The organism is Streptomyces aureocirculatus, assembly GCF_000720475.1.
GTDB lineage: Bacteria > Actinomycetota > Actinomycetes > Streptomycetales > Streptomycetaceae > Streptomyces > Streptomyces aureocirculatus.
In genome coordinates this window covers 121,675-145,038 of sequence record NZ_JOAP01000007.1, presented here as the reverse complement: position 1 = coordinate 145,038, position 23,364 = coordinate 121,675, and the positions used below count along the sequence as shown (strand labels likewise).

Annotated in this window: 17 protein-coding genes; 10 read left to right on the top strand and 7 right to left on the bottom strand. The window is 71.6% G+C overall.

The features are described 5' to 3' along the window. Nucleotides 1–166: 166 nt before the first annotated feature. The 4 genes from IG78_RS0108705 to IG78_RS0108690 all read right to left on the bottom strand — a co-directional run bounded on the left by IG78_RS0108705 (nt 167) and on the right by IG78_RS0108690 (nt 8,853). Complete coding sequence (locus tag IG78_RS0108705; protein WP_225881922.1) at nt 167–1,372, bottom strand: radical SAM protein; 1,206 nt, start codon at nt 1,370–1,372, stop codon at nt 167–169. A gap of 236 nt (nt 1,373–1,608) precedes the next feature. Beyond that, nucleotides 1,609–3,195: an ABC transporter substrate-binding protein gene (locus tag IG78_RS0108700; RefSeq protein WP_030560823.1), complete on the bottom strand. Its 1,587-nt coding sequence runs from the start codon at nt 3,193–3,195 to the stop codon at nt 1,609–1,611. A gap of 6 nt (nt 3,196–3,201) precedes the next feature. Beyond that, on the bottom strand, nt 3,202–5,301 hold the full coding sequence (locus IG78_RS0108695) for a hypothetical protein (protein WP_030560822.1): 2,100 nt from the start codon (nt 5,299–5,301) through the stop codon (nt 3,202–3,204). Between the two features lie 333 nt (nt 5,302–5,634). Then, complete coding sequence (locus IG78_RS0108690; protein WP_030560821.1) at nt 5,635–8,853, bottom strand: NACHT domain-containing protein; 3,219 nt, start codon at nt 8,851–8,853, stop codon at nt 5,635–5,637. A gap of 131 nt (nt 8,854–8,984) precedes the next feature. Here IG78_RS0108690 and IG78_RS0108685 point away from each other — a divergent pair, with 131 nt between their 5' ends. The 4 genes from IG78_RS0108685 to qcrB all read left to right on the top strand — a co-directional run bounded on the left by IG78_RS0108685 (nt 8,985) and on the right by qcrB (nt 13,781). Further along, nucleotides 8,985–9,869: a metallophosphoesterase family protein gene (locus IG78_RS0108685; RefSeq protein WP_030560820.1), complete on the top strand. Its 885-nt coding sequence runs from the start codon at nt 8,985–8,987 to the stop codon at nt 9,867–9,869. Nucleotides 9,870–10,154: 285 nt separating this feature from the next. Then, the gene (locus IG78_RS0108680; protein ID WP_051852465.1) at nt 10,155–10,877 is read left to right on the top strand and encodes an SDR family NAD(P)-dependent oxidoreductase; all 723 of its coding nucleotides are present in this window, start codon (nt 10,155–10,157) and stop codon (nt 10,875–10,877) included. 42 nt (nt 10,878–10,919) lie between these two features. Further along, the gene (gene dgoD / locus IG78_RS0108675; RefSeq protein WP_030560818.1) at nt 10,920–12,065 is read left to right on the top strand and encodes a galactonate dehydratase; all 1,146 of its coding nucleotides are present in this window, start codon (nt 10,920–10,922) and stop codon (nt 12,063–12,065) included. Between the two features lie 93 nt (nt 12,066–12,158). Then, on the top strand, nt 12,159–13,781 hold the full coding sequence (gene qcrB, locus IG78_RS0108670; RefSeq protein ID WP_030560817.1) for a cytochrome bc1 complex cytochrome b subunit: 1,623 nt from the start codon (nt 12,159–12,161) through the stop codon (nt 13,779–13,781). Between the two features lie 13 nt (nt 13,782–13,794). On the opposite strand, the gene IG78_RS0108665 is transcribed toward qcrB, so the two are convergent. Beyond that, nucleotides 13,795–16,008 (bottom strand): terpene synthase family protein, encoded by a 2,214-nt coding sequence (locus IG78_RS0108665; RefSeq protein ID WP_030560816.1) that lies wholly within the window; start codon nt 16,006–16,008, stop codon nt 13,795–13,797. Between the two features lie 381 nt (nt 16,009–16,389). On the opposite strand from IG78_RS0108665, the gene IG78_RS0108660 reads away from it, so the two are divergent. The 6 genes from IG78_RS0108660 (at nt 16,390) to IG78_RS0108635 (ending at nt 21,690) form a co-directional block, all read left to right on the top strand. Continuing rightward, entirely contained in the window at nt 16,390–17,250 is an 861-nt protein-coding gene (locus IG78_RS0108660) for a TetR/AcrR family transcriptional regulator (RefSeq protein ID WP_030560815.1), read from the top strand. Between the two features lie 72 nt (nt 17,251–17,322). Further along, on the top strand, nt 17,323–18,216 hold the full coding sequence (locus IG78_RS0108655) for a beta-keto acid cleavage family enzyme (RefSeq protein WP_030560814.1): 894 nt from the start codon (nt 17,323–17,325) through the stop codon (nt 18,214–18,216). A 131-nt stretch (nt 18,217–18,347) separates the two neighbouring features. Continuing rightward, nucleotides 18,348–19,349 carry a 3-hydroxyacyl-CoA dehydrogenase NAD-binding domain-containing protein gene (locus IG78_RS0108650; protein ID WP_030560813.1) on the top strand — a complete coding sequence of 334 codons (1,002 nt, stop codon included), beginning with the start codon at nt 18,348–18,350 and terminating at the stop codon, nt 19,347–19,349. Next, nucleotides 19,346–19,852 (top strand): thioesterase family protein, encoded by a 507-nt coding sequence (locus IG78_RS0108645; RefSeq protein ID WP_030560812.1) that lies wholly within the window; start codon nt 19,346–19,348, stop codon nt 19,850–19,852. The genes IG78_RS0108650 and IG78_RS0108645 overlap by 4 nt, the downstream gene beginning before the upstream one ends. Before the next feature lie 46 nt (nt 19,853–19,898). Beyond that, nucleotides 19,899–21,239 carry a 6-phospho-beta-glucosidase gene (locus IG78_RS0108640; RefSeq protein ID WP_030560811.1) on the top strand — a complete coding sequence of 447 codons (1,341 nt, stop codon included), beginning with the start codon at nt 19,899–19,901 and terminating at the stop codon, nt 21,237–21,239. Between the two features lie 7 nt (nt 21,240–21,246). Continuing rightward, a complete protein-coding gene (locus tag IG78_RS0108635; RefSeq protein ID WP_225881921.1) occupies nt 21,247–21,690 on the top strand; it encodes a (2Fe-2S) ferredoxin domain-containing protein in 444 nt (147 codons plus the stop codon). A 59-nt stretch (nt 21,691–21,749) separates the two neighbouring features. Here IG78_RS0108635 and IG78_RS0108630 read toward each other — a convergent pair whose 3' ends face one another. Continuing rightward, nucleotides 21,750–22,253: an FBP domain-containing protein gene (locus IG78_RS0108630; protein WP_030560809.1), complete on the bottom strand. Its 504-nt coding sequence runs from the start codon at nt 22,251–22,253 to the stop codon at nt 21,750–21,752. Between the two features lie 97 nt (nt 22,254–22,350). Further along, on the bottom strand, nt 22,351–23,271 hold the full coding sequence (locus IG78_RS0108625; protein ID WP_030560808.1) for an NADP-dependent oxidoreductase: 921 nt from the start codon (nt 23,269–23,271) through the stop codon (nt 22,351–22,353). Between the last annotated feature and the right edge of the window lie 93 nt (nt 23,272–23,364).

Sequence of the window (23,364 nt, the reverse complement as noted above, 5' to 3'; positions counted from 1 at the left end):
CGGGCCCCCCCTTTTCGGCGCTTCGCGCCTTGTCCTCAAACGCCGGACGGGCTGAAAGTGCACCGGCACGGGCTGGAACTGCTCCGGCACGGGCTGGAACTGCTCCGGCACGGGCTGGAACTGCGCCGGGACGGGGAGGGGAACGGGGCGGGCGGATGGGCAGGACTCAGACGAAGTCTGCGTGCAAGGTGTCCGGGACCTCGACTGCGTACGCGTCCAGCGCCTCGTCCAGTTTGATCTGGCCGCGCTTCAGGAGCTCCAGGAGTTCGTTCTGCGGGCGGTAGAAACACGACTTGCACAGGTCCGTGCGGTTGGGGTTGGTGGACTCCCACTCGGCGCGCGGGCCGCCGTCAAGGACCGTGGGGTAGCCGAGGTCGACGACGTCACCGATGCGGTACCGGCTGTTGAGGTGGACCTGCGGGCACGGGTAGAGGTGGCCGTCGGCGCCCACCGCCGTCACGAAGCGGCTGTAGTGGCAGCGCTCGAAGTCGCCCTCGACCTCCTCGACCTGGTCCATGGGGCCGCGGTCCAGCTTCGGCACCGACACCTCGAACTCGTCCGTGGACAGGGCCGCGGCCTCGGTGAGCGAACCGGAGATCTCCGCCATCACGGACTCGATGGTCTCGTGGCCCATCGCGCTGTAGAACTCCGGCTCGAAGCGGACGTAGTGCGCACCGGACTCGTGGGCGATGCGGGCCGCCGCCAGGATCTCGCGGTAGTTCTGCATCGTGATCACATAGTTGAAGCCGATGCGGAAGTCCGGGGCGACCGCGTTGTCGCGCAGATGGCCGATCGTCCCGATGAACTTGGAGAACGTCTGCTCGCGGTCGCGGGTGATGTCGTTGAACGTGGCCTCGGTGCCCGCGTTCATGCCGACCCGCACCCAGGTGTGGGTCGCGGTGACACAGTCGGCGACCTTGGGGCGGCCGAGCCGGGAGCCGTTGGTGATCAGGCCGATGCGCAGGCCGGAGTCGTGCCCGGCGTGGCAGATGTCGGCGTAACCCGGGTGGATGGTGCACTCACCGCTGCCGCAGAACGTCACGGCGCGGCCCTCGTTCTCGGCGAACTCCTTGAGCAGGGTGATCGCCTTGTCGGTGGTGAGGGAGTCCTTGAACGAGAACAGGTCGTAGAACTGCTCCTCGTTCGGTGAATGGAAGTTGCAGAAATTGCAACGCATATTGCAGGCGCCCATGATGCCGATCCGCATGTGGACCGGTTTGATCTCTTCGTCTGCCACGAATCGTCGCAGGAGATCACCGTGCGCCAGAACTTTCTGCGGCGAGTGCGCTTGATCGAGACTTACGTCCGGGAGACCGTCACCGTTCTTGGGTGCGGCCAGGTCGATATCGCGGGCACCTTCAGTGCTGTTCACGAACCCCTCCACGCGCTTTTGGGCTGCGTTTTACGTTGTCCGAGCGACCTTGGCGACAGTAGGAGAGCGCTTCCTGGAGTGTCAACGGGTCTAGACAACCGAGAAGTTGAGTAAACATCTATCGCGTCATCGATTCAGGCCAATGTGGGGGGCACGTGTTGTTGTCACGTGCCATCCCGCGCGCCGACCGCGTGCAGTCCCCCGTGCCGTCCCCCGTAACGCCCCCGTGCCGTCCGTCAGGGGCAGGGGTGCCGGAACGTCTTCGCGAAGGTCCGGTACGTCGTCTGCGGCCCGCGGTCCTTCGCGGCCGGATGCTCGATGACGGGTACCGGCTTGCACACCGGCCACTGGTCGGTGTCCGAGGACTTCTCGAACCCGTAGGTGCCCGCCGCGCCCTGAAGGCAGCCGATGCAGCGGGTGGACTCACCGGTGTCGACGATGCTCGCGTCGATGAGGGTGTTGTAGACGTCGTCCTTCGTCGGTGTCCTCACCGGTGACGGCGTGCCCGTGGAGCCCTCGGTGCCCTCGTTCGCCTCCGAGTACGACCGGTCGAAGGCGTTGGCCAAGAGCATGAAGGCGTCGTGGTACATGATCGCGTAACCGTCGTCGAGGGGCTTGGGCCCGAGGCCGTACGGCTTCTTCATCTTGTCGAAGACCGAGAGGAAGCCGCCGAGGCCGACGGGCGCGCCGCTCTTCGCCAGCCACCACTCGGGTGTCACCGAGGCGGCGGCGACCAATGTCGTCCGCGTTTCCCGCAGCATCGCGGTGAGTTCATCGGTGGTGAGGGTCGGTTCGAGGCCGATGCCGACTTTCAGGATGCGCACGGGGTTGTCGCGGTCGCAGGAAGGCTCCTGTGACAGGCGTTTCACGAGTGCCGGGAGATCCTGGTCGCGTCCGGCGAAGAACACGGTGTCCGAGTCGGTCACACAGATCTTCTGCGCGGCGGACTGGAATCGCTGCGGGATGCCGGCGGCCGGTCCCGTCGAACCGAGGAACGAGGCCGAGCGCTTGCGCAGCCCGTACTTCTCACCGAATTTCTTCTCCAGGAGCCGGTGGAGATTGCGCGAGTACACGTCGTCGGGTCGGCTGTCGAAGACGAGGAAGCCCTTTCCCCGGCCCTTGTTCTTCTTCAGGTACTGATCGAGTGCATCCACCAACAGGTCGTTGTTCGGTGAGGTCTTGAAGAAATACGGGGCGTTCATGTCGGCGGAGGTGATGACCGGGCCCACGGTCGCGATACGTCGCTCGCTCAGTGCCCGCATCGCGTCCCGGGTCTCGGGCGTGCTGCTCGGCAGGCCCATCACGCCCACCAGCGGCGTCTGCCGGTCGTCCGTGAGCCCTTCGAGGTCGTCGACCACGGGACGCCACTCGTCGAGGTCCTTGCCGTCGGGCGCCATGAGGAGCTGGTAGTGGGGCCCGCCGCTGCTGTTGGCGCGCAACTGGGCGGCGTGCGCACCTGCCAGGGCGCGGCGGATCATGTCCGCGGTCATGGCACTGGAGTCGTCGGAGGTGAAGGGCATCATCAGCGCGATGCGGCCGTACGGCATCGGCGTCTGGCCCAACTGCGGGGCCGACCAGGCCTTCGCCACCCGCGCGTTCTCGTCAGCGACGGCTTCGACCAGCGCCTTGATGTCGTCGTTCGCCTCGAACGCCTCGTCCGTGACGCCCACGCACTCGCCGTCACGCTTCTCCAGGCCCCCGGCGCAGTCCCCGGGACGCGTCGCGAGATACACGACCACACCCACGGCGATCAGGACCAGCGGCACCAGGACGGCGACGGCCTTGTCGAGGGGGCCGAACCCGTTGCGACGGCTCAGGAACATGCTTCCTCACAGTTCGGGCAGCGGGAGGGGGCGCTTGGCGCGGACGGCGGCGGGCCAGGTGCGGGCGGCCTGGCTCAGGACCGCGCGCCAGGACTGGTGCCGCAGCGAGAGGAACGCCAACTCGGCTCCGATGTCGTCGCACAGGTCGGCCTCCGGCTCGGCGGCCGCGTCGGACAGGTACCACAGGCCGTGCAGCAGCCTGTTGATGCAGCGGTCGATCTCGTCTATGTCGTGATAGCGCTCGTCGAACGCGCCCGCCGCCATCTCGGCGCGCTCGTCGTCCCAGTCCGCCGCGGGCGGGGGCGGTGCCGTCGCCGCGTACCACAGGCAGTTCAGCCAGCGCAGCGCGCTCTGCCGGTCCTGCTCCGACTGGAACTCCTCGGACAGCGCCGCCACCACCGTCTTCGCGTCCCCGGCCGCCAGCGTGTGGCGCAGCGCGTCGGCCTCGCTGTCCTCACCGCGCGTGGTGTGGTGGCGCCGCAGGAAGCCGTGGATCTCCTGCCAGCCGCGGCGCGAGTCGGTGCCCTGGGAGGTGCGGCGGGCCTCGTGCACGAGGAGGGTGTGAAGGAGCGGGTCGGCGGCGAGGGGCCGGTCCTGCGGCGTGTCGTGCTGCCAGTGCTCGGCCTCCAGATAGTCGGCGGCGGCGTTCGCGGGCAGTTGTTCGGGGCCCTCCAGGCGCAGATGCGCGGCCAGCGCCTGCGCGGCCGTGCTGTCGCGGGCCAGGGACAGCGGTACGAGCCGGGCCCGCTGGTGCGGCGAGGGCAGCAGCCGCTCCAGGATCGCCTGTGTCACCGGCACGCCGTCGGCGGTGGTCAGTTCGAGGAGGTTGCGCGGCCCGAGCGGACCCGCGGGCGGCCCTGGCGCGGAGTCCCGTGCCGCCGTCGCGCGGGTGTGGTCGAGGACGGCCTCGCACAGCACACTGCCGGCCAGCGGGTGCCCGCCGGTGAGGGTGTGCAGCGCGGACGCCAGATACGGGTGCAGCGGAGCCGACGCGGCGTCCAGCATCAGCAGGACGTCGTCGCGGCTGAGCGGGGTGAGCGGCACCACGAGCAGACCCGCCGACGGGGCGTGTCCTGTGCGCCGCCAGTGCGTCGAGGTCACCAGGTCCGGCAGTGCGCGGTGGGTGGCGTCCCCGGCGTCGGCGGGGGCGTCACCGAGCCGGGTGGCGACGACCACCAGCGGGTCGTGCTGGGAGGTGCCTGGCCGTGCGCGGTACGCCAGGACGAGGTCGACAAGGCGCTCGCCCGCGGGGGAGTGGGTGTTGTCGAGCAGGACCAGGGGGCGCGGGTCGCGGTTCAGGCGCTGCCACTTGCTGCGGGCGGCGGTGAGGTCCTCCAGGAAGGCGTGCACGAGGGTCTGTTCGGCCGCCTGCCGGTAGTCGCCGCCGCGGTGGAACCAGTCGGCGAGCCGCACGAGGCCGTCCTGGCCCTCCGCCGCCGTGCCCGTGGTGCCCTCGGACTCGGCGTACCGGTCCTGGTACCACTGGCGCGGCGGTGCGGACCCGCGCCCGCGCGCGTACCGCTCGAAGTACTCGGCGAGCGCCGCGTGCGCGACGGCGTGCCGGTCGTGCCGGGCGTCACCGGCGTGCTGCGGGACCGCGTCCTGTACGTCACCGCCGTCCAGGCGCCCCCGAAGGCGGCCCGCCCACCGCTGGGCGACGTCCGCCTCGGAGCCGGACTCCAGGTGGCAGGCGAGCAGGAGGCGGGCGAGGCGCAGGGTGGTGGTCCGGGTGCGCTCGCCGTGTTCGCCGTGTTCCCCGTACCCGGCGAAGACGGCGAGCAGGCCGGGAAGCAGCAGCGGGAAGCGCCGGCCGGTGTCGGGTGCGAGCGAGCGCACGAGGTCGGCGAGGAGCCCGACGACCTGGGGGGTCTCCGCGGTGTCGACGAACGCGAGCGGCAGCCGCCCGGCGTAGTGCCGTTCCAGGGCGCGCAGGACGGCGGTCCTGCCCATGCCGTGCCGTCCGGTGAGGAGAACCAGCGGCAGGTCCTTGTCGTACTCCCAGGGGACCCGGGTGCGCTGGGCGTGGGCGAGACCTGTGAGGCGGGGGACCAGACCGTGGAGAAGCGGATCGCGTGCGTACAGCCGAGGGGCTTCGGATGTGTGCATCTCGCCGGATTCCGCTCCCGTCCTTGGCAGCCCGCTTGCTTCCCGTCCCGCCGGTACCGAAGGCCTCCCGGGGGTTCCATGCCGGTGTCAACCGCGGTGAAGGTGCATGAAGTTACACCCACCACTATCCGCTGGCCAGGGCTTACGTGGCAGGGGATCGGGCATATTACGGCGGATCTGTGACACGGTGCGGTATGCGGGCGAAGAGCGTGGTGGGAGTGGTGTGCGGGCGTGATCGGAGGCCGTCCGCAGGGGGGGTGCAAAGGGGGTGCGCAGAGAGGTACGAGGGGGGTGCACAGGGGGCGCGGAGGTGCCGGGATCCGTGGCGGGGGTTCAGGTGCGCGGGCGCACCGCGAGTGCCACGCGCGCGGGCAGCTCGTCCGCGTGGTGCACCTCGCCCGGATAGTCCAGGCGCACCCGGCGCAGCGCGGGGAGACCGGCCAGATGCACCAGGTCGACGGTGTCGAACAGGGTGAGGTGGACGTCCTCAAGGCCCGGCAGGCGTCGTGTGATCCGCCGCAGCGACACCGTGGCGCCGGGCCGGGAGCGCACTTCCAGGGCGGTGAGCTGCGGGATGCGGGCCCCCGGCGGGAAGAGCATCATGCTCAGTTGCTCGTGCGAGAGGCGCAGGGTGCGCAGTGTGGGCAGGTCGGCGAGCAGCGCGTCCCAGTCGTCGGGCCTGAGCCGGTCGCTCGCGTTGTGCAGCCGCAGCTCGCGCAACTGGGTCAGAGCGGTGATGTCGGCCAGCTCGACGGCGTCCGGCGGCAGCGAGAGCAGCCGCAGCGCACCCGGCCGCGGGAGGTCGCGCAGGCCGCGCCACGGCACCGCCGCGCCCAGGAGCAGCGAGTCCAGGTGCGGGCACGCGGAGAGCCGGGCGAGCGGTTCCAGTTGGGGCAGGTCGGCGAGGGTGAGCCGGGACAGCAGGGGCAGTCGGGTCAGCGGCGCGGTGTCACTGATGGCGCGGCAGCCGTGCAGGGCGAGGGCCTGAAGCCCGGAGAACGCCGACAGGAACCCGAGCGACGTCAGCCGCTCGTTGCCGCGCAGGCGCAGCTCGCGCAGGTTGTCCGCGTTCAGGGCGCCGACGATGTCCTGCTCGCTGAAGTCGCCCTGGAGCACCACACGTGCGTACCCGGACATCGCGCTGAGCGCCTTCAACTCGGCAGCGGAACGGACCGTGACGGCCTCGCCCGCGCCGGCGGCAAGCAGCGGCTTGATGATCTCCTCGGCGTATTCGTCGGTGTCGAACCGGTCCCAGTGGGCGAGCAGTTGGGTGCGCACCGCGGGCTGCGTCGTCGTCACGAACTCGCGCAGTTGGGCCAGGGCCGCGTCGCCGCCGATGCGGCAGATCGCGTGCACGGTCGTCACCTCGGCGTCGCCGGAGAGGCTCGCCGCCTCGGGCAGCAGGCCGAGCAGCAGCGTCCCGGTCTCCGCGAGTGCCCTGGCCTCACGCATGCTCCGCGGCGGCAGGAGCTGGGCGGCGCGATCCTCGACGACGGCGCGGATGTCCGGGTCGAGGCGGGTCGCGTGGTCGAGGGAGGCGAGGGCGAGGAGGCGCAGGCGCACCTGCACGGTGTCGTCCTCCTCGCGGTCGGCCCGCGCGGTGAGCCGGGTGAGGAGGTCGGCGCGCTCGTCGGGCCTGGCCTGGGCGACGGCCATCTGTAGCACGTCCTCCCACTGGTCGAGGTGCGCGTGCGCGACGAGGGCCCCGATGTCGTGGTCCTCCAGGGCGGCCTTGGCGCCCAGGAAGTCCTGGAAGGTGCGGTGGATGAAGTCCACCGCGCCGACGCCCGGTTCACGCAGCAGCCCCGAGCGGTCGATGAGCAGCGAGAGGACGAACTCGGCGCTGCCCGCGGCGGCGAGCTGCGGCACGGAAGGCCGCAGCCGATCCACCAGGTCGACGGCCGCCTGCCGTTTCAGGCGGGTGCGTTCGTTGCGGATCAGCCAGTACGCGAGGCGCTTGAGGGGTTCGGTCGCCGACCTCTGGTCCAGGAGCGAGGGCAGATAGCGTTCCTGGTCGCGGCGCTCCAGGAGCATCGCGAGCGCGGCCTCGTACAACGCGACCCGGCCCTTGGGCAGATGGCCCTTGCGTTCACGGTTCAGCGCGCAGATGAGGGTGCACAGCAGCGGGTTGGTGGCGAGGCGGCTCAGCTCCGGCGAGGACCGCAGCGCGCGCATCAGCGTCGCCGCCAGCGCGTTGTCGGGTCCCGCGGCGTCGTGCCAGCGCTGGATGAACCGGCGTACGTGAGCGGGCCGCATCGGCGTGAGAGTGAACTCGCGGAAGCCCTCGCTGCCGAGCCAGTCCAGGGGGAGCGCGGAGGGCCGGGTGGTGACGAGCCACAGGTTGCCGGGGAAGGCCTTGCGCAGCTTGGCGAGCCAGGAGCGGGCCCGGAGCCGCTCGGCCTCGGGGATCTCGTCGACGCCGTCGACCAGGAGCACCCCGCGCCCGGCCTGTAGGACCCGCACCGCCCACCCTCTGGGCTCGCTGCCCGTGAGCGGACAGTCGATCCAGTCCAGGAAGCGGTCGGGCATGGGCAGTTCGGTGTCCTCGCGGGCGAGCGTGCGCAGCGGAAGGACGAACGGCACCCGGCCGAGGAGCTGCGGCAACTGGCCGGGCACCCGGTCCTGCTGCGCGGTGGTGGTCGCGAGCCACTGCACGAGCGTGGTCTTGCCGGTGCCCGCGACACCGCGAAGCAGCACCCGGTCGTGCGCGGCGAGCGCCGCCTCCACCGGGCCCGTGGCGCGCTCCGACTCCGGGTCGGGGTCGACCGCGCGCCCGTCGGCCTCGCCGTTGGCCGCGCCGGGCACCGGTTCGACCGGGTCCCTCGCCGGTACGGCCTCCAGGCTCAGGTAGGCGGTCTCCAGGGGCCAGACCTGGCTCCGCCGGTCGTGCAGGTCGACGCCGTGGATGGTGAGGCTGGAGTGCGCACTGACGACGTAGCGGGTGTAGCGCTCCTCGAAGTCGGTGTCCTCCGCGAGCGTCGTCGGCAGCCGCTCGAGGAGCAGCCGGATCTGCTCCTTCTGTTCGCTCAGACCGCGCCGCAGCTCGACGTGGGAGCGGGCCTCGAAGCCGGGGCGCTTGCTGAACTGGTGGACCAGGTGCAGACAGGCCGTCACGAGCAGTTGGTCGTGCAGGCGGGCGGCGTCGTCGCTGAGCAGCGCGCGCGTCTCCGGGGCGCTGGCGCGCACCAGGGCCGCGGCGAGCTTCTCGGGGCCCAGGTCGAAGGCCTGCACGTCGTCCATGTCCAGCTCGCCGAGGGCGCGCAGGGTGTGGCCGAGCGCGTAGCCGACGGCATTCTGTTCGTCGGGGGCGATGGGCGGGTCGTGGGGGCCCGCCGCACGCATGGCGCGGCGCACCAACTCCCGTGCGAGCTGGTAGAGGTCGGCCTCGCTGAGGGTGCGCCGGTCACCGGTGAAGGACAGCAGGCGCCGGATGCGCACCGGGCGCTCGCCGAACTCCGCGCCCGGCAGGCTCGGGGGCGGCAGCAGCAACCGTTTCACCAGCGGCACCATCACCGACGACGCGATCCGCAGCCCCACCGTGCCTGCGTCCACTCACACCCCCTGCCGTGCACACACCCGCTTCCCGGCACCTTAGACCGTGAGCGGGCACCCGCGCAGCGGGGCGATGACGGCCACCGGGGAACAACTGCCGAGGGGCCCCGCGCGTCGGTTAGCCTCGCGTGGTGACGACATCTGCCGCATCGCGACGGGCACCGAGGCTGCTCGGCATCAGTGACCTGCACATCGCCTATGCCGAGAACAGGAAGTTCGTCGACCAGCTCTGGCCGGAACACGAAGGGGACTGGCTGATAGTCGCCGGTGACATCGGCGAGATGATGCGCGACGTCGAGTGGGCGCTGCGCACCCTCGCCGAGCGGTTCGACACGGTCGTCTGGTCGCCCGGCAACCACGAGCTGTGGACGCCGCTCGACGACCCGAACCAACTGCGTGGCGATGCCCGCTACCGCCATATCGTCGACCTGTGCCGCGACATCGGTGTGCTCACCCCCGAGGACCCCTTCCCCGTGTGGCGGGGCGAGGACGGCCCGGTGGTCGTCGCCCCGCTGTTCCTGCTGTACGACTACACGTTCCGGCCCGAGGGCAAGCAGACCAAGAAGGCGGCCCTCGAGTACGCCTACGAGACCGGCGTGGTGTGCACGGACGAGGTGCTCCTGCACCCCGACCCCTACGCCACCCGCGAGGACTGGTGCCACGCCCGCGTCGCGTACAGCAGGGAACGGCTCGCCGCCCTCGACCCGAAGCTGCCGACGATCCTCGTCAACCACTGGCCCGTCGTCCGCGAGCCCACGCGCATCCTGCACTACCCCGAGTTCGCCCTGTGGTGCGGCACGGAGGCCACCGCCGACTGGCCCGTGCGGTACCGCGCGACGGCCGTCGTGTACGGCCATCTGCACATCCCGCGCACCCTCACCCACGACGGCGTGCGGCACGTGGAGGTCTCCGTCGGCTACCCACGCGAGTGGCAGCGCGACTGGCACCCCTCGCCGCGGCTGTGGCAGATCCTGCCCGAGCCGGAGCAGGTGGAGGGCTTGCGGCCGAGGCGTTGAGCCGGTCTGCGGCCGAGGGTCTCGGCTGGGCTGCGGCGCCCCTGCCGACCTGCCGCGTGCCGATGGATGCGGGCGGGGTCCGGTCCTAGAGTGGGCGCGCAGGCCCGTACCCGCACGACAGGCCCGTACCCGCACGAGGGGACCGCACACGTGAACCCAGGCGCACCCGCCCCCGACGGCTCCGGTCCGGCCTACACCGGCGCCGATCCCGACCCCGGCCCCGAACCCGAAAGGGACACCGGCACAGGCACCCCCACAGCCGCCCGCTTCACCGGTCGCGTCGCCGTGGTCACCGGTGGCGCCTCCGGCATCGGCGCCGCCACCGCCGCCCGCCTCGCCGCGGAAGGCGCGGCAGTAGTCGTCACCGATGTGGCCGCCGAGCGCGGCGAGGCGGTCGTGGCGGCGATCCGGGCCGATGGCGGCCGCGCCGTCCTCGTACCCGCGGACGTCACCGACGCCACCGCCTGGGACGACGTGGTGGCCGCCGCGCACAGCTTCGGCCCCGTCGGCGTCCTGTCCGCCAACGCCTACGCATGTGACATCGCCCCCGCCCACGAGATGAGCCTTGCCTCCTGGGAGCACCAGCTCGCGGTGAACCTCACCGGCGTGTTCCTCGGCTTCAAGGCCGTCCTCGCGGACCTGCGCGCCCACCGCGGCGCCGTCGTCCTCACCTCCTCCGTGCACGCCCACACCGGCATCCCCGGCCGTCCCGCGTACGCGGCGAGCAAGGGCGCCCTGCTCTCGCTGTGCGGCCAGCTCGCCGTCGAGTACGGGCCCGACGTACGGGTCAACGCGGTGCTCCCGGGCCCGGTCCTGACGCCCGCCTGGGACGGCATCGGCGAGGCGGACCGCGCGCTCACCGTCGAGGGCACGGCGGCCGGGCGGTTCGGCTCGCCGGCGGAGGTCGCGGCGGCCATCGCCTTCCTCGCCGCGGACGAGGCGTCGTACATCACCGGGACGAGCCTGGTCGTGGACGGCGGCTGGAGTGTGAAGAAGGCTTCGGCGTGAGCGTGTAGAGGGCATCGGCCTCAGCGTGAGGAGACACCGACCATGAAGATCGACCGGGTGGAGACCTTCCTCGTCCCGCCGCGCTGGCTGTTCTGCCGCGTGGCGACCGACGACGGTGTCGTCGGCTGGGGCGAGCCCGTCGTCGAGGGCCGCGCCGAGGTGGTGCGCGCCGCCGTCGACGTACTCGCGGAGTATCTGATCGGGCAGGACCCGCTGCGCGTCCAGGACCACTGGCAGGTGCTCAGCAAGGGCGGCTTCTACCGCGGAGGCCCTGTGCTCTCCAGCGCCGTCGCGGGCCTCGACCAGGCGCTGTGGGACATCGCGGGCAAGACGTACGGGGCGCCCGTGCACGCCCTCCTCGGCGGGCCGGTGCGGGATCGGGTGCGAGTGTACGCCTGGGTGGGCGGCGACGAGCCCGCGGTGCTCGCCGAACACATCGCCGCGCAGCTCGAAGCGGGCTTCACGGCCGTGAAGATGAACGCGGCCGGAGCGACCTCGCCGCTGACCACCCCCGCGGAGACCGCCGCCGTCGTCGACCGCGTCGCCGTCGCCCGTGCGGCCATGGGACCCGACCGGGACGTGGCCGTCGACTTCCACGGTCGCTTCACCCCGGCGAGCGCCCGCCGCGTCCTCACCGAAATCGCCCCGCTGCACCCGCTGTTCGCGGAGGAGCCGCTGCTGCCCGACCAGAGCCATCTGCTGCCCGCCCTGGTCGCGGCGAGCCCCGTCCCCATCGCCACCGGCGAACGCCTCTACAGCCGCGCCGACTTCCTGCCCGCCCTCACCGCGGGCGTCGCCGTCGCCCAGCCCGACCTGTCGCACGCAGGCGGGATCACGGAGGTGCAGCGCATCGCCGCGCTCGCCGAGACCTACGGCGCGCTGCTCGCCCCGCACTGCCCGCTCGGCCCGATCGCGCTCGCCGCCTGCCTCCAGATCGCCTGGGTCACACCGAACTTCCTCATCCAGGAGCAGAGCCGCGGCATCCACTACAACAAGCGCGGCGACCTCCTGTCGTACGTGGTCGACACCGAGCCGTTCCGCTTCACCGACGGCCACGCCCACCGCACCGCGCTGCCGGGGCTCGGCATCGAGGTCGACGAGGCGGCGGTACGGGCCGCCGACCGGAGCGGACACGCCTGGCGCAACCCGGTGTGGCGGCATCCGGACGGATCCTTCGCGGAATGGTGAAAGCCGCCCGGAACAAGGCCTGTTGACGGGCGCGCGTCGCCCCTACCCTGGTAGCCGCCCAAGGGGGCAACGGGGGGAAACGGGGGGAGGCGCATGAGCGAACACGCCCGCAACACCGGCCCCGGCAAGGGTGAACGCGTCGCCGACTGGGCCGACAGCCGCCTGGGCGTGCACACCCTCGCCAAGACGCAGATGCGCAAGATCTTCCCGGACCACTGGTCCTTCATGTTCGGCGAGATCTGCCTCTACAGCTTCCTGATCCTCATCCTCACCGGCGTCTGGCTCACCCTGTTCTTCGAGCCGAGCGGCATGGAGGTCGAGTACAACGGCACGTACGAACCCCTCAAGGGCGTCCTGATGACCCGCGCCTACGAGTCGACCGTGGACATCAGCATGGAAGTGCGCGGCGGGCTGCTCATCCGGCAGATCCACCACTGGGCGGCCCTGGTGTTCGTCGCGGGGATGCTGGTGCACATGATGCGGGTGTTCTTCACGGGTGCGTTCCGCAAACCGCGCGAGATCAACTGGCTTTTCGGCTGGACCCTGTTGATGCTCGGCCTGATCACCGGTCTCACCGGCTACTCGCTCCCCGACGACCTGCTGTCCGGCACCGGCATCCGCTTCGCGCAGGGTGCCATCCTGTCGATCCCGGTCGTGGGCACCTATCTGTCCTTCTTCCTCTTCGGCGGCGAGTTCCCCGGCCACGACATCATCCCGAGACTCTTCGCCGTGCACGTCCTGCTGCTCCCGGGCATCATGCTGGGCCTTGTGGTGGCCCATCTGATCCTGGTCTTCTACCACAAGCACACCCAGTTCGCCGGGCCGGGACGCACCGAGAAGAACGTCGTGGGAGCGCCGTTCGTGCCGATCTACGTCGCCAAGGCGGGCGGTTTCTTCTTCCTGGTCTTCGGCGTCCTCGCGATCATGGGGGCGGTCGCCACCATCAACCCCGTGTGGGCGCTCGGCCCCTACCGCCCCGACCTCGTGGGCACCGGCGCCCAGCCCGACTGGTACCTCGGCTTCTCCGAGGGTCTGATCCGGGTGATGCCGAGCTGGGAGATCAACGCCTGGGGCCACACCCTGGAACTGGGCGTTTTCATCCCCTTCATGCTGTTCCCGCTGATCATGGCGGCGATCGCGGTGTATCCGTTCATCGAGGCCTGGGTCACCAAGGACAGACGCGAGCACCACATCGCCGACCGGCCGCGCAACGCGCCCACGCGCACGGGCCTCGGCGTGGCCTGGCTGACGCTGTACGGCGTGCTGATGGTGGGCGGCGGCAACGACCTGTGGGCCACGCACTTCCACCTCTCCATCAACGCGATCACATGGTTCGTACGCGTCGCCTTCTTCGTCGCGCCGCCGCTCGCCTTCGTCGTCACCCGCCGGATCTGCCTGGGACTGCAGCGCCGCGACCGCGAGAAGGTGCTGCACGGCAAGGAGAGCGGCATCATCAAACGCCTGCCGCACGGCGAGTACATCGAGGTCCACGAGCCCCTCAGCCAGGGCGAACGGTTCCGGCTCACCGCGCACGAACAGCACGAGCCGATCGACGTGGGCCCCCTGGTCGACGCCAACGGCGTGGCCCGCAAGGTGCCGCGGTCGGAGCGTCTGCGCGCCCGCCTGTCGCACGCGATGTACGGCCCCGGTGCCCAGGTGCCGAAGGCGACGGCCGAGGAGTACCGGAGCATCCACAGCGGGGAGGGACACCACTGAGGCCGGGCTCGGATCAGGGCGTGGCGAGCGCCCGCAGCCAGCCGGGACGCACCACCTCCGTGCCGAGCCCCGAAGGCACGGGCAGCGGGCCGCCCGAGAGGTCCTCCTCGCGGTAGCGGCGGCAGTCGCGGTGCCAGATATGGATGCCGGCCATCCAGTGCTTCAGCTCCTCCACATAGCCGTCGAGGACGTCCCGCGCCTCCTTGCCGAGCCCGAAGTCCTCGTACAGTACGGGGAACTCGCGCGCGGCGACGTGCTGGAACTGCTTCATGCGGGACGTCATCAGGTCGTCGACGACGGCGAGCGCCGTCGGGTAGTCGCAGTCGAAGAAGTTCTGCACGACGAGGATCGCGTTGTGCACCTCGCCCTCGTACTCGATCTCCTTCTGGTACGAGTACACGTCGTTCATGAGCATCGCGTAGTCGGCGGCGGCGTTCTCCAGGTTCTGGACCGGGGCGCTCGCGTAGACCTGCGGGGGCACGTGCTTGCCGTGCCCGAAGCGGCACAGGCTCATCGTGAGGTGCGAGCCGAAGGTGTGGCGGCGCATCTCGATGTAGTCGACCGGCTCGGGGATACGGTTCTGCGCCTGGTTGGCGAGTTCCCAGAGCCAACTGTTCGTCATCGACACAAGGGACCGGTGCAGCGAGGCGCGCCCCTCCGCGTCCATCGGCCCCGCGGTACGTGCCCACAGGTCGGCGAGGCCGCGCTCCATGGCGTTGTGCGCGGGAGGCGTCGGGGAGCAGTCGAGCGGCATGAAGAGCAGCAGCCGGTCGGTGCACACCTTCGCGCCGAGCAGGTCCCGTGGCCTGCCGAACACCACCGGGTAGTAGTCGTCGCCGTACGTCCCCCAGGTCAGCCAGCACGAACCGATGTCCAACTGCTCAGGCGTCGCGTCCGGGTGGATGCCCGCGGCGCACAGCGGGAGGTCGAAACCGGCGAGCTTGCGCGCGTCCCAGATGTGGGAGGCGGGGACGCCCGGCTGCGGCTGCAGCATGCCCATCCGGGTGGCCCAGTCGACGACCTCGCGCCGGGAGCCGTCGACGTGCGGGCTGATCGTGGTGGTGTACGGCAGATGGAAATCGGGGATCCTGGAGGGGCCGACGCGTTGGAACGGCACATGCGTGAAGCGGCGCAGACGCGGGGCGCCGGTCGCCGCGATGAGGTCCTTGACGCCGGTGGCCGACGTGCCGATGCCGGTGGGGCCCCCGAGCGGTGAGCGGTTCCCGACGGCGCCCTCGTTCATGTACCGGCTGGAGCGCAGATGCCACTCGTGGCCGCCGGACTGCCAGTCCTGGAGGCCTTCGGCGTACGCGAGGACGTCCGCGCACCGGTCCGGCGGCAGGGCCTGCTCGACGAACAGCGGCGCGAGTTCGGTGCACAGGGTGTCCTCGAACTGCTGCATCCGCGAGGTCAGGAGGTCGTTCACGGCGTCCGCCGCCTCCTGGGTCGTGCAGCCAAGAAACGTTTCGAGCACCAGGACGCCGTTGCTCAGCTCGCCCTCGTCCTCGACCTCACGCTGATACGAGAACAGATCGTTGCGCAGGTGCACGGCGTCGGCGAACGTGTCCCTGAGCACCCGCAGCGGCCGCGAGGCCGCCACCGCGTCCGGCACCTCCGCGCCCGTCGCGTACTCCACGAGCCCCGCCGACCAGGGGGCGCCGCCCACCTTCCGGCGCATCTCGATGTACTCGACGGGGTTCGCGACGCGGTGGGCGTTGATGTTGGACAACTCCCACAGGGACTCGTTGAGGAGGTTGCGGGTGCTCTCCGCGAAGCGGGCGCGCCACTTCAGGGACATGCTGGGCACCGTGCGCGTCCACAGGTCGGCGAGGCCCGCCTCCACCGGGTTGGTGGGCCGCGGCACCGGCGTGCCCAGGTCCATCGGCATGAACATGGGAAGGCGCTCCAGATAGGCTCTGCCCCCTTCCCGGTCCTGGGTGCGCTTGAACAGCTCCAGGAAGTGGTCGTCGAAGAAGAACACCCACACGTACCAGTCGGTGACCAGCGAGAGCGCCTGGCTCCCGCAGTCCGGGTGGGTGTACGCGCACAGCAGCGCGTAGTCGTGCGCGTCCAGGTCGGCCGTGTCCCAGACCCCGGACCCCTCCAGCATTCCCCTGTCCCGCGCCCACCGCCGGGTGTGCGAACGCGCCTCCTCCACATGGGGGTTGAGACGCGCGGGATGCACCATGTAGAAGCTCGGCAGTTCGAAGGGGCGTGACTGCGGCATGCGGGGTCTCTCCTCGCGGGAGGTGGCGTACGGGCAGCCGAGCACTACCCGCGGCGCGCCCCCCGATGCCACTGGACGCCACCGGTCACACCATCGCGTGATAGGACCCGCCGGAATCACCCGCGCGGGTCATACACGTGTACGGAGCGGGGGGCTGCGTGGCGTTGCGGACGCGATCCGGTGCACCCCCCTGCGGTGCCTGTTGCGGCAGGACCGGTGTTGCGATGCTTGCTGATGCGTCAGTCAGCATCGCAACGGCAATGCGAAATCGCTCGTGAGGAGTCTTGTTCGCCTTGATCGCAGGGAATATTGAAGGATGTGACGGTGTGGCTGCTGACGCTTGCGTTGTGCTGATCTCAATGCGGGGGTACGGTGGTCGGCATGGAGCAAGACCCTGACGTGCCCGCCCGGGTGCGGGAAGTCATCGCCGCGGCGGGTGTGACCCAGCGGGAGTTCGCCCGCCGGATCGTCATGGACCCCTCGAAACTCTCCCGTTCGCTCGGCGGCACCCGGCGTTTCACCGCCGCGGAGCTGGCCCGTATCGCGGACACCGCCGACGTCGACGCCGCCTGGCTGCTCGGCACGCGCGGCGGTGCGGAGCCCGTGCCCGCCCGCTCCGGCGCGGCACGCGGACGGCGCGCCGCGGCCCCGCCCGAGGGCCGCCCGCTCCAGATCATCCGCGAGACGGTCCGCCTCATCGCTGCGCACGGCTTCCACGCCGTCCGCGTCCAGGACATCGCCCAGGCCTGCGAGACGAGCACGGCCGCCATCCACTACCACTTCCCCGGCCGCGACGACCTCCTGGAGGCGGCCGTGCGCTGGTGCATGGACGAGGACACCGCGCGCAGGGCCGCGTCCCTCGCCGACGCGGCCGACGCCGCAGACGAGCTGCGCCAGCTCATCGAGCTCCAGACCCCGCGCACCGCACGCCGGCGCGAGCAGTGGAGCGTCTGGCTCGACCTGTGGGCGGAGGCGGCCCGCTCCACCACGGTGGGCCTGCTGCACACCGAGTACTACCGGCAGTGGCGCGCCACCGTCGCCGACGTCGTGCGGCGCGGCGTCGAGCAGCGCGTCTTCAGGCCCGTCGACCCCGACGCCGCCGCCCTGCACCTGACCGCCCTGATCGACGGCCTGGCCACCCAGGTCCTGGCCGGCGTCGCCCCCGAAGGACCCGGCACGAGCCCCGACGACATGTACGCGGCCCTGCTCGCCCACGTGGACACCGCGCTCACCGCCCACTGAACCGGTTACGTCCGTGCGCCGCACACCCTCGAACGCGCCCCCCAACCCCCAGCACCCGCAAGGGAGTCCCGCATGCCCGTGAACGACAACGTCATCATCACCTGCGCCCTCACCGGCGCCGGCGACACCGTCCGCAAGAGCCCGCACGTCCCCGTCACCCCCGAGCAGATAGCCCGGAACGCGGTGGAGGCCGCCGAGGCCGGGGCCGCCGTCGTGCACATCCACGTCCGCGATCCCGAGACCGGCGCCCCCTCCCGCGACCCGCGCCTGTACCGCGAGGTCGTCGAGCGCGTCAGGGAGACCGGCACCGACGTCGTCATCAACCTGACGGCGGGCATGGGCGGCGACCTCGTCATCGACCCGGACGAGCCCCTCACCCATCTGCCGGGCACCGACCTCGTCGGTGGCCTCGACCGCCTCCCGCACGTCGAGGACCTGCTCCCCGACATCTGCACCCTGGACTGCGGCTCCCTCAACTTCGGCGACGGCTCCAACCTCTACGTCTCCACGCCCGACATGCTCCGCCAGGGCGCCAGGCGCATCCAGGAACTCGGCGTACGGCCCGAGCTGGAGATCTTCGACACCGGTCAGCTCTGGTTCGCCAAGCAGCTTCTGGCCGAGGGCCTGCTGGACGACCCCACCGTCTTCCAGCTCTGCATGGGCGTTCCGTGGGGTGCCCCCGCCGACCCGGGTGTGCTCCAGTCCATGGTCAACATGCTGCCCGAAGGCGCGCAGTGGGCCAGCTTCGCGCTGGGGCGGATGCAGATGCCGTGGGTGGCGCAGTCCGTGCTGCTCGGGGGGCAGGTCCGGGTGGGCCTTGAGGACAACCTGTACCTCGGTAGGGGCAATCAGGCGACCAACGCCCAACTCGTTGAGCGTGCTGTCCTGATTGTGGAAAGTCTTGGCTCGCGGGTGGCTTCGCCCGACGAGGCCCGGTCGAAGCTCGGCCTCAAGCCCCGTCCGTAGGGCTTCGCGCGGGTTTTTGCCTGCGGGCCGTATGTGGCTGGTCGCGCAGTTCCCCGCGCCCCTTCGGGGCGCACCCCCCCCGAGCACCTTCAGGGCGCTGACCCGTGCCGCGTTCGAAAGGAACCCCCCTCATGACCACTACCCCACCCGAAGAAGTCCGTCGCGTCGCCTGCGTCGGCGCAGGCGTGATCGGTGGCGGCTGGGTCGCGCACTTTCTGGCGCGTGGCTATGACGTCACCGCCTGGGACCCGGCGCCCGAAGCCGAGCAGCAACTGCGGCGGCTCGTCGACGCCGCCTGGCCCGCGCTCACCAGGATCGGCCTCGCCGAGGGCGCCTCGCGGGAGCGGCTCACCGTCGCCGCGACGCTCGCAGAAGCCGTCGCCGACGCCCAGTTCGTGCAGGAGAGCGCCCCCGAGAAACTGGAGCTCAAGCGCGACCTCCTGACGCGCCTGGACGCGGCCGCGCCCGCCGGTGTCGTCATCGCCTCGTCCACCTCGGGCTATCCGATGACCGACATGCAGACCGGGGCGGCGACCCCGGGACGCCTGGTCGTCGGGCACCCCTTCAACCCGCCGTACCTGATCCCGCTCGTCGAGGTCGTCGGCGGTGAGCGGACCGACGCCGACGCCGTCGCCTGGGCGTCCCGCTTCTACGAGATCGCGGGCAAGTCCGTGATCACCATGAAGAGCGAGGTGCCCGGCTTCATCGCCAACCGCCTCCAGGAGGCCCTGTGGCGCGAGGCGCTGCACATGGTCGCCAACGGTGAGGCCACCGTGCGGGAGATCGACGCCTCCATCACCGAAGGACCCGGCCTGCGCTGGGCGTTCATGGGCCCCATGCTCACCTTCGCGCTGGCAGGCGGCGAGGGCGGCATGGCGCACATGCTCGACCACTTCGGGCCGTCCCTGAAGTCGCCGTGGACGCGCCTGGAAGCCCCCGAGCTTGACAAGAAGCTGTACGACGCGGTGGTCGGCGGCTGCGAGGAGGCCGCCGACGGGCGCACCATCGCCGACCTCGTCGCCGAGCGCGACCAGGGCGTCATCGACGTCCTGCGCGCGACCGGCCGACTGCCGCGCCAGGCGCCCGCCGCCGCCACCACCAACGCCAACGCCAACGAGAGGGGAACGGAGTGACCAGGGAGATCGCCCGACGGCTTCCGCTGCACCGGCAGGTCGTACCGGCCGAGTGGATCGACTACAACGGCCACATGAGCGAGGGCTACTACTCGCTGGCCTTCGGCCTGGCCACGGACGCCATGATGGACGCCACCGGTCTGCACGCCGCGTACCGCGAGGCCACCGGCTGTTCCCTCTACACCGTCGAGGGACATCTGCGCTATCTGCGGGACGTCACCGAGGGCGCGCACCTCGCCGTGCGCACCCGCGTGCTCGGCGTGCACGGCAAGAAGGCGCACTTCGCCCATGAGATGTACGTGGTCGACGGCGCCGCGGCCGAACCGGCAAGGGACACCGTGCCCGTGGCGACGACCGAGCTGCTCGCGCTGCACGTCGACCAGGAACTGGGGCGTGCGGTGCCGTTCCCCGACACGGTCCGCGAGCGCCTCGCCGAGTTCGTGGAACCGGCGCCGGAGTGGGCGGGCCGGGCCGTCGCACCGGTGGGCGGCGCCGCCGGATAGGTTGACGGGTGAAGCACACGACGACGGCGGACGAGGTGGTTCAGACGTGAGGCTGGTCATTCTGGGTGGCGGCGGCTTCCGGGTGCCGCTGGTGTACCGGGCCCTGCTCGGCGACCGTGCCGAAGGCAGGGTCACCGAGGTCGTCCTGCACGACGTGGACGCCGACCGGGCGGACGCCATCGCGCGGGTGCTCGCCGAGCAGGCCGCCCAGGTGCCGGACGCGCCCGGCGTACGCGTCACCGCCGACCTCGACGAGGCGCTGCGCGGCGCCGACTTCGTGTTCTCCGCGATCCGCGTCGGTGGCCTGGAAGGACGGGCCGCCGACGAACGCGTCGCCCTCGCCGAAGGGGTGCTCGGGCAGGAGACCGTCGGCGCGGGCGGCATCGCGTACGGGCTGCGGACGGTGCCCGCCGCCGTCGACATCGCCCGCCGCGTCGCCCGGCTCGCGCCCGACGCGTGGGTCATCAACTTCACCAACCCGGCGGGCCTGGTGACCGAGGCGATGTCCCGCCATCTGGGGGACCGCGTCATCGGCATCTGCGACTCGCCCGTGGGCCTCGGCCGCCGTGTCGCACGGCTGCTCGGCGCGGAGCCGCGCCGGGCGTGGCTCGACTATGTGGGCCTGAACCACCTGGGCTGGCTGAGCGGACTCCAGGTCGACGGCGAGGACCTGCTGCCGCGCCTCCTGGCCGACCGCGACCTCCTGGAATCCTTCGAGGAGGGCAAGCTCTTCGGTGCGGACTGGCTGCAGTCCCTCGGCGCGATCCCCAACGAATATCTGCACTATTATTACTTCAACCGCGAGGCGGTACGGGCCTACCGGCAGGCCGAGCGGACCCGCGGCGCGTTCCTGCACGACCAGCAGGCCCGCTTCTACACCCGGATGCGGAACCCGCGGACCGCCGCGTTCGCGGCCTGGGACGCGACGCGCGCCGAGCGCGAGGCCACGTACATGGCGCACAGCAGGGAAGCCGCGGGTGCGGGGGAGCGGGCCGCCGAGGACATGGAGTCCGGCGGCTACGAGCAGGTCGCCCTCGCCCTGATGCGCGCCATCGCCCGCGACGAGCGCGCCCTGCTGATCCTCAACGTCCGCAACCGCACCACCCTGCCCCAGCTCGACACGGACGCCGTGATCGAGGTGCCGTGCACGGTCGACGCGTCCGGCGCGCATCCGGCGACCGTGTCGCCCCTGCCGGGACACGCCACCGGTCTGGTGTGCGCGGTCAAGGCGGTCGAGCGCGAGGTGCTCGCCGCCGTCGAGAGCGGCTCCCGGGCCACCGCGGTCAAGGCCTTCGCGCTGCACCCGCTGGTCGACTCGGTGTCCGTGGCCCGGCGTCTGATGGACGGCTACGGGCAGGCGCACCCGGGTCTGGCCTACCTGACATGATCATGGGATGACCGCGTCCGAGTTCCGCACCGAGCCCGCCCCCGCGCCCCTGGCCCCCGCGCCCCTGGCCCCCGGTGCCGTGCCCAGGCCCGCCGCCCGCCCCTGCACGCTTGTGGTGTGCCGGGGGTGCTGCTGCGGAGACCCCGGCAAGCATCCCGGCACGGACCACGCGGGCCAACTGGCGCGGCTGCGGGCCGCGGCGGAGCGCTCGGGGGGCCGGTTCGCGGTACGCACCAGCGACTGCCTCGGCCCCTGCGGCCAGGCCAACATCGTCGTCGTCCAGCCCTCCCGCGACGGCCGGGCCCGGGGCGGCCGACCCGCCTGGGTGGGCTTCGCCCTGGACGACGCGTCCCTTGACGACATCCTCGCCTGGGCGGAGGCGGGCGGCCCCGGGACCGCCGAGCCGCCGGCCGCGTTGACCCTGCAACTGGTCGACCCCCGGCAGACGTAGGCGACGGGGCGCACGCCGCGGCTCCCAGGTGCGTGAGCAGGGCGCGCCCGCCGCGGCTCTCAGGTGCGTGACAGGACCTGGTCCAGGAAGCCGTGCAGGTTGCGCATCGTCCGTTCGTTCTGCTCCTGCGGGGTGAGGCTCTCCTCCAGGCGGCGGGTCAGCGCCGACTGCTTCTTGCCGCGTACGTAGAGAGAACAGGCGAGGTCAGCGCAGATGTACAGGCCGACCGAGTTGCCCTGCCGCCCCGCTTCGCCCGCGCGGGGCGCGACGAGCAGGGCGATGCCCGAACCGGCTTGCGGCGTCACGCACACCGAGCAGATGCTGGACTTCAGCAGGGAGCGCCGGGCCCCGGTGGAGGCGCGCAGGGCGATGCCGACGAGCGCGTCGTCCCGCTCCGCCACCACATAGCCGCGGTCCGGGGCCTTGGGGTCGCGCCAGCCGAGGAAGTCCAGGTCGGACCAGGGCGTCCCGGCGAAGCCCATGGGCAGGGTCAGTCGTTTGGCCTCGCCCTTGGAGCAGTTCACGAACGAGGCACGGATCTCTTTTTCACCGAGGGCACGCATGTCCGGAAAGTAGCAATGAGTCCTGCCGGGCGTCCTGTCATTTTTCCCGGTCAGGGCCCTGAGCGTGCTGCGCGGCGGGCTCGTACCGTACGGGCGGTCACGCCTTCACCTCGATCACGACCTTGCCGTGTGCGTGGCCCGCCTCGACGGTGCGCAGCGCCTCGCCCGCCCGTGCCAGTGGGAACGTCGCCGTGATGTGGGGCCGGAGCACGCCCCGCGCGGCGAGCGCGGCCACCGCGGTCAGGGTGGCCGCGTCGCGTGCCCGTGCCACCGGGGAGCCGCCGAGCTCGCCCACGATCTGCTTGCCGCCCGCCGTGACCAGCTTGGTGCGGTCGGCGACCAGCTCGGCGACGGCTCGCAGGGGCTCCCCGCCGACGAGGTCGAAGACGCCGTCGACGCCGTCGGGGGCCACCGCCCGGACGCGTTCCACCAGGCCTGGCCCCGACGCCACATGGACGGCGCCGAGCGACTCGACGACGTCCTTCTTGCCCTCGCTCGCTGTGCCCACCACCCGCAGCCCCTGCTGCCGCGCGAGCCGCACCGCGGTGCTGCCCACACCCCCACCGGCGCCCGTGACCAGCAGGGTCGCCCCGGCGGGCAGTGCGAGCTGACGCACCCCGTCATAGGCGGTGGCCGCGGCGACCGGCAGCGTCGCCGCCTCGGCGAACGTCAGGCGCCCCGGCTTGTGGGCGGCCACCGACACCGGCAGCAGGGTGTACTCGGCGTAGCCGCCGGTCAGCGTGGACCCGAACACCGCGTCACCGACGGCGAACCCCTCGACGCCGGGGCCGGTCCGTACCACCACGCCCGCGGCCTCGCTCCCAAGGACCTCGGGCAGCTCGGCGGGGGCCTGGCCCGGCCTGCGGTAGCCGCCGCGGAGCTTGAAGTCGACGGGGTTGACGCCCGCCGCGCGCACCTCGATCAGGAGCTGCCCCGGCCCGGGCTCGGGCGGCTCCCGGTCGATCAGGGCCTCCACCTCGGGGCCGCCGTGCCGGGTGAAGACGTACGCCTTGGCCATGTGTCCCTCGCTCCGCTCGCGCTCTCGACCGTGGTCCGGCACCCCGCGGGGACCGGCCGTACTCAATGATCACAAGGCCCCGCACCTCTCCCG

Bases quoted from the DNA above. Each gene is read 5' to 3' on its own strand.
- IG78_RS0108700 (WP_030560823.1), bottom strand. From the start codon at position 3,195: ATGTTCCTGAGCCGTCGCAACGGGTTCGGCCCCCTCGACAAGGCCGTC.
- IG78_RS0108695 (WP_030560822.1), bottom strand. From the start codon at position 5,301: ATGCACACATCCGAAGCCCCTCGGCTGTACGCACGCGATCCGCTTCTC.
- dgoD (WP_030560818.1), top strand. From the start codon at position 10,920: ATGAAGATCGACCGGGTGGAGACCTTCCTCGTCCCGCCGCGCTGGCTG.
- qcrB (WP_030560817.1), top strand. From the start codon at position 12,159: ATGAGCGAACACGCCCGCAACACCGGCCCCGGCAAGGGTGAACGCGTC.
- IG78_RS0108665 (WP_030560816.1), bottom strand. From the start codon at position 16,008: ATGCCGCAGTCACGCCCCTTCGAACTGCCGAGCTTCTACATGGTGCAT.
- IG78_RS0108660 (WP_030560815.1), top strand. From the start codon at position 16,390: ATGGAGCAAGACCCTGACGTGCCCGCCCGGGTGCGGGAAGTCATCGCC.
- IG78_RS0108655 (WP_030560814.1), top strand. From the start codon at position 17,323: ATGCCCGTGAACGACAACGTCATCATCACCTGCGCCCTCACCGGCGCC.
- IG78_RS0108650 (WP_030560813.1), top strand. From the start codon at position 18,348: ATGACCACTACCCCACCCGAAGAAGTCCGTCGCGTCGCCTGCGTCGGC.
- IG78_RS0108635 (WP_225881921.1), top strand. From the start codon at position 21,247: ATGACCGCGTCCGAGTTCCGCACCGAGCCCGCCCCCGCGCCCCTGGCC.
- IG78_RS0108630 (WP_030560809.1), bottom strand. From the start codon at position 22,253: ATGCGTGCCCTCGGTGAAAAAGAGATCCGTGCCTCGTTCGTGAACTGC.
- IG78_RS0108625 (WP_030560808.1), bottom strand. From the start codon at position 23,271: ATGGCCAAGGCGTACGTCTTCACCCGGCACGGCGGCCCCGAGGTGGAG.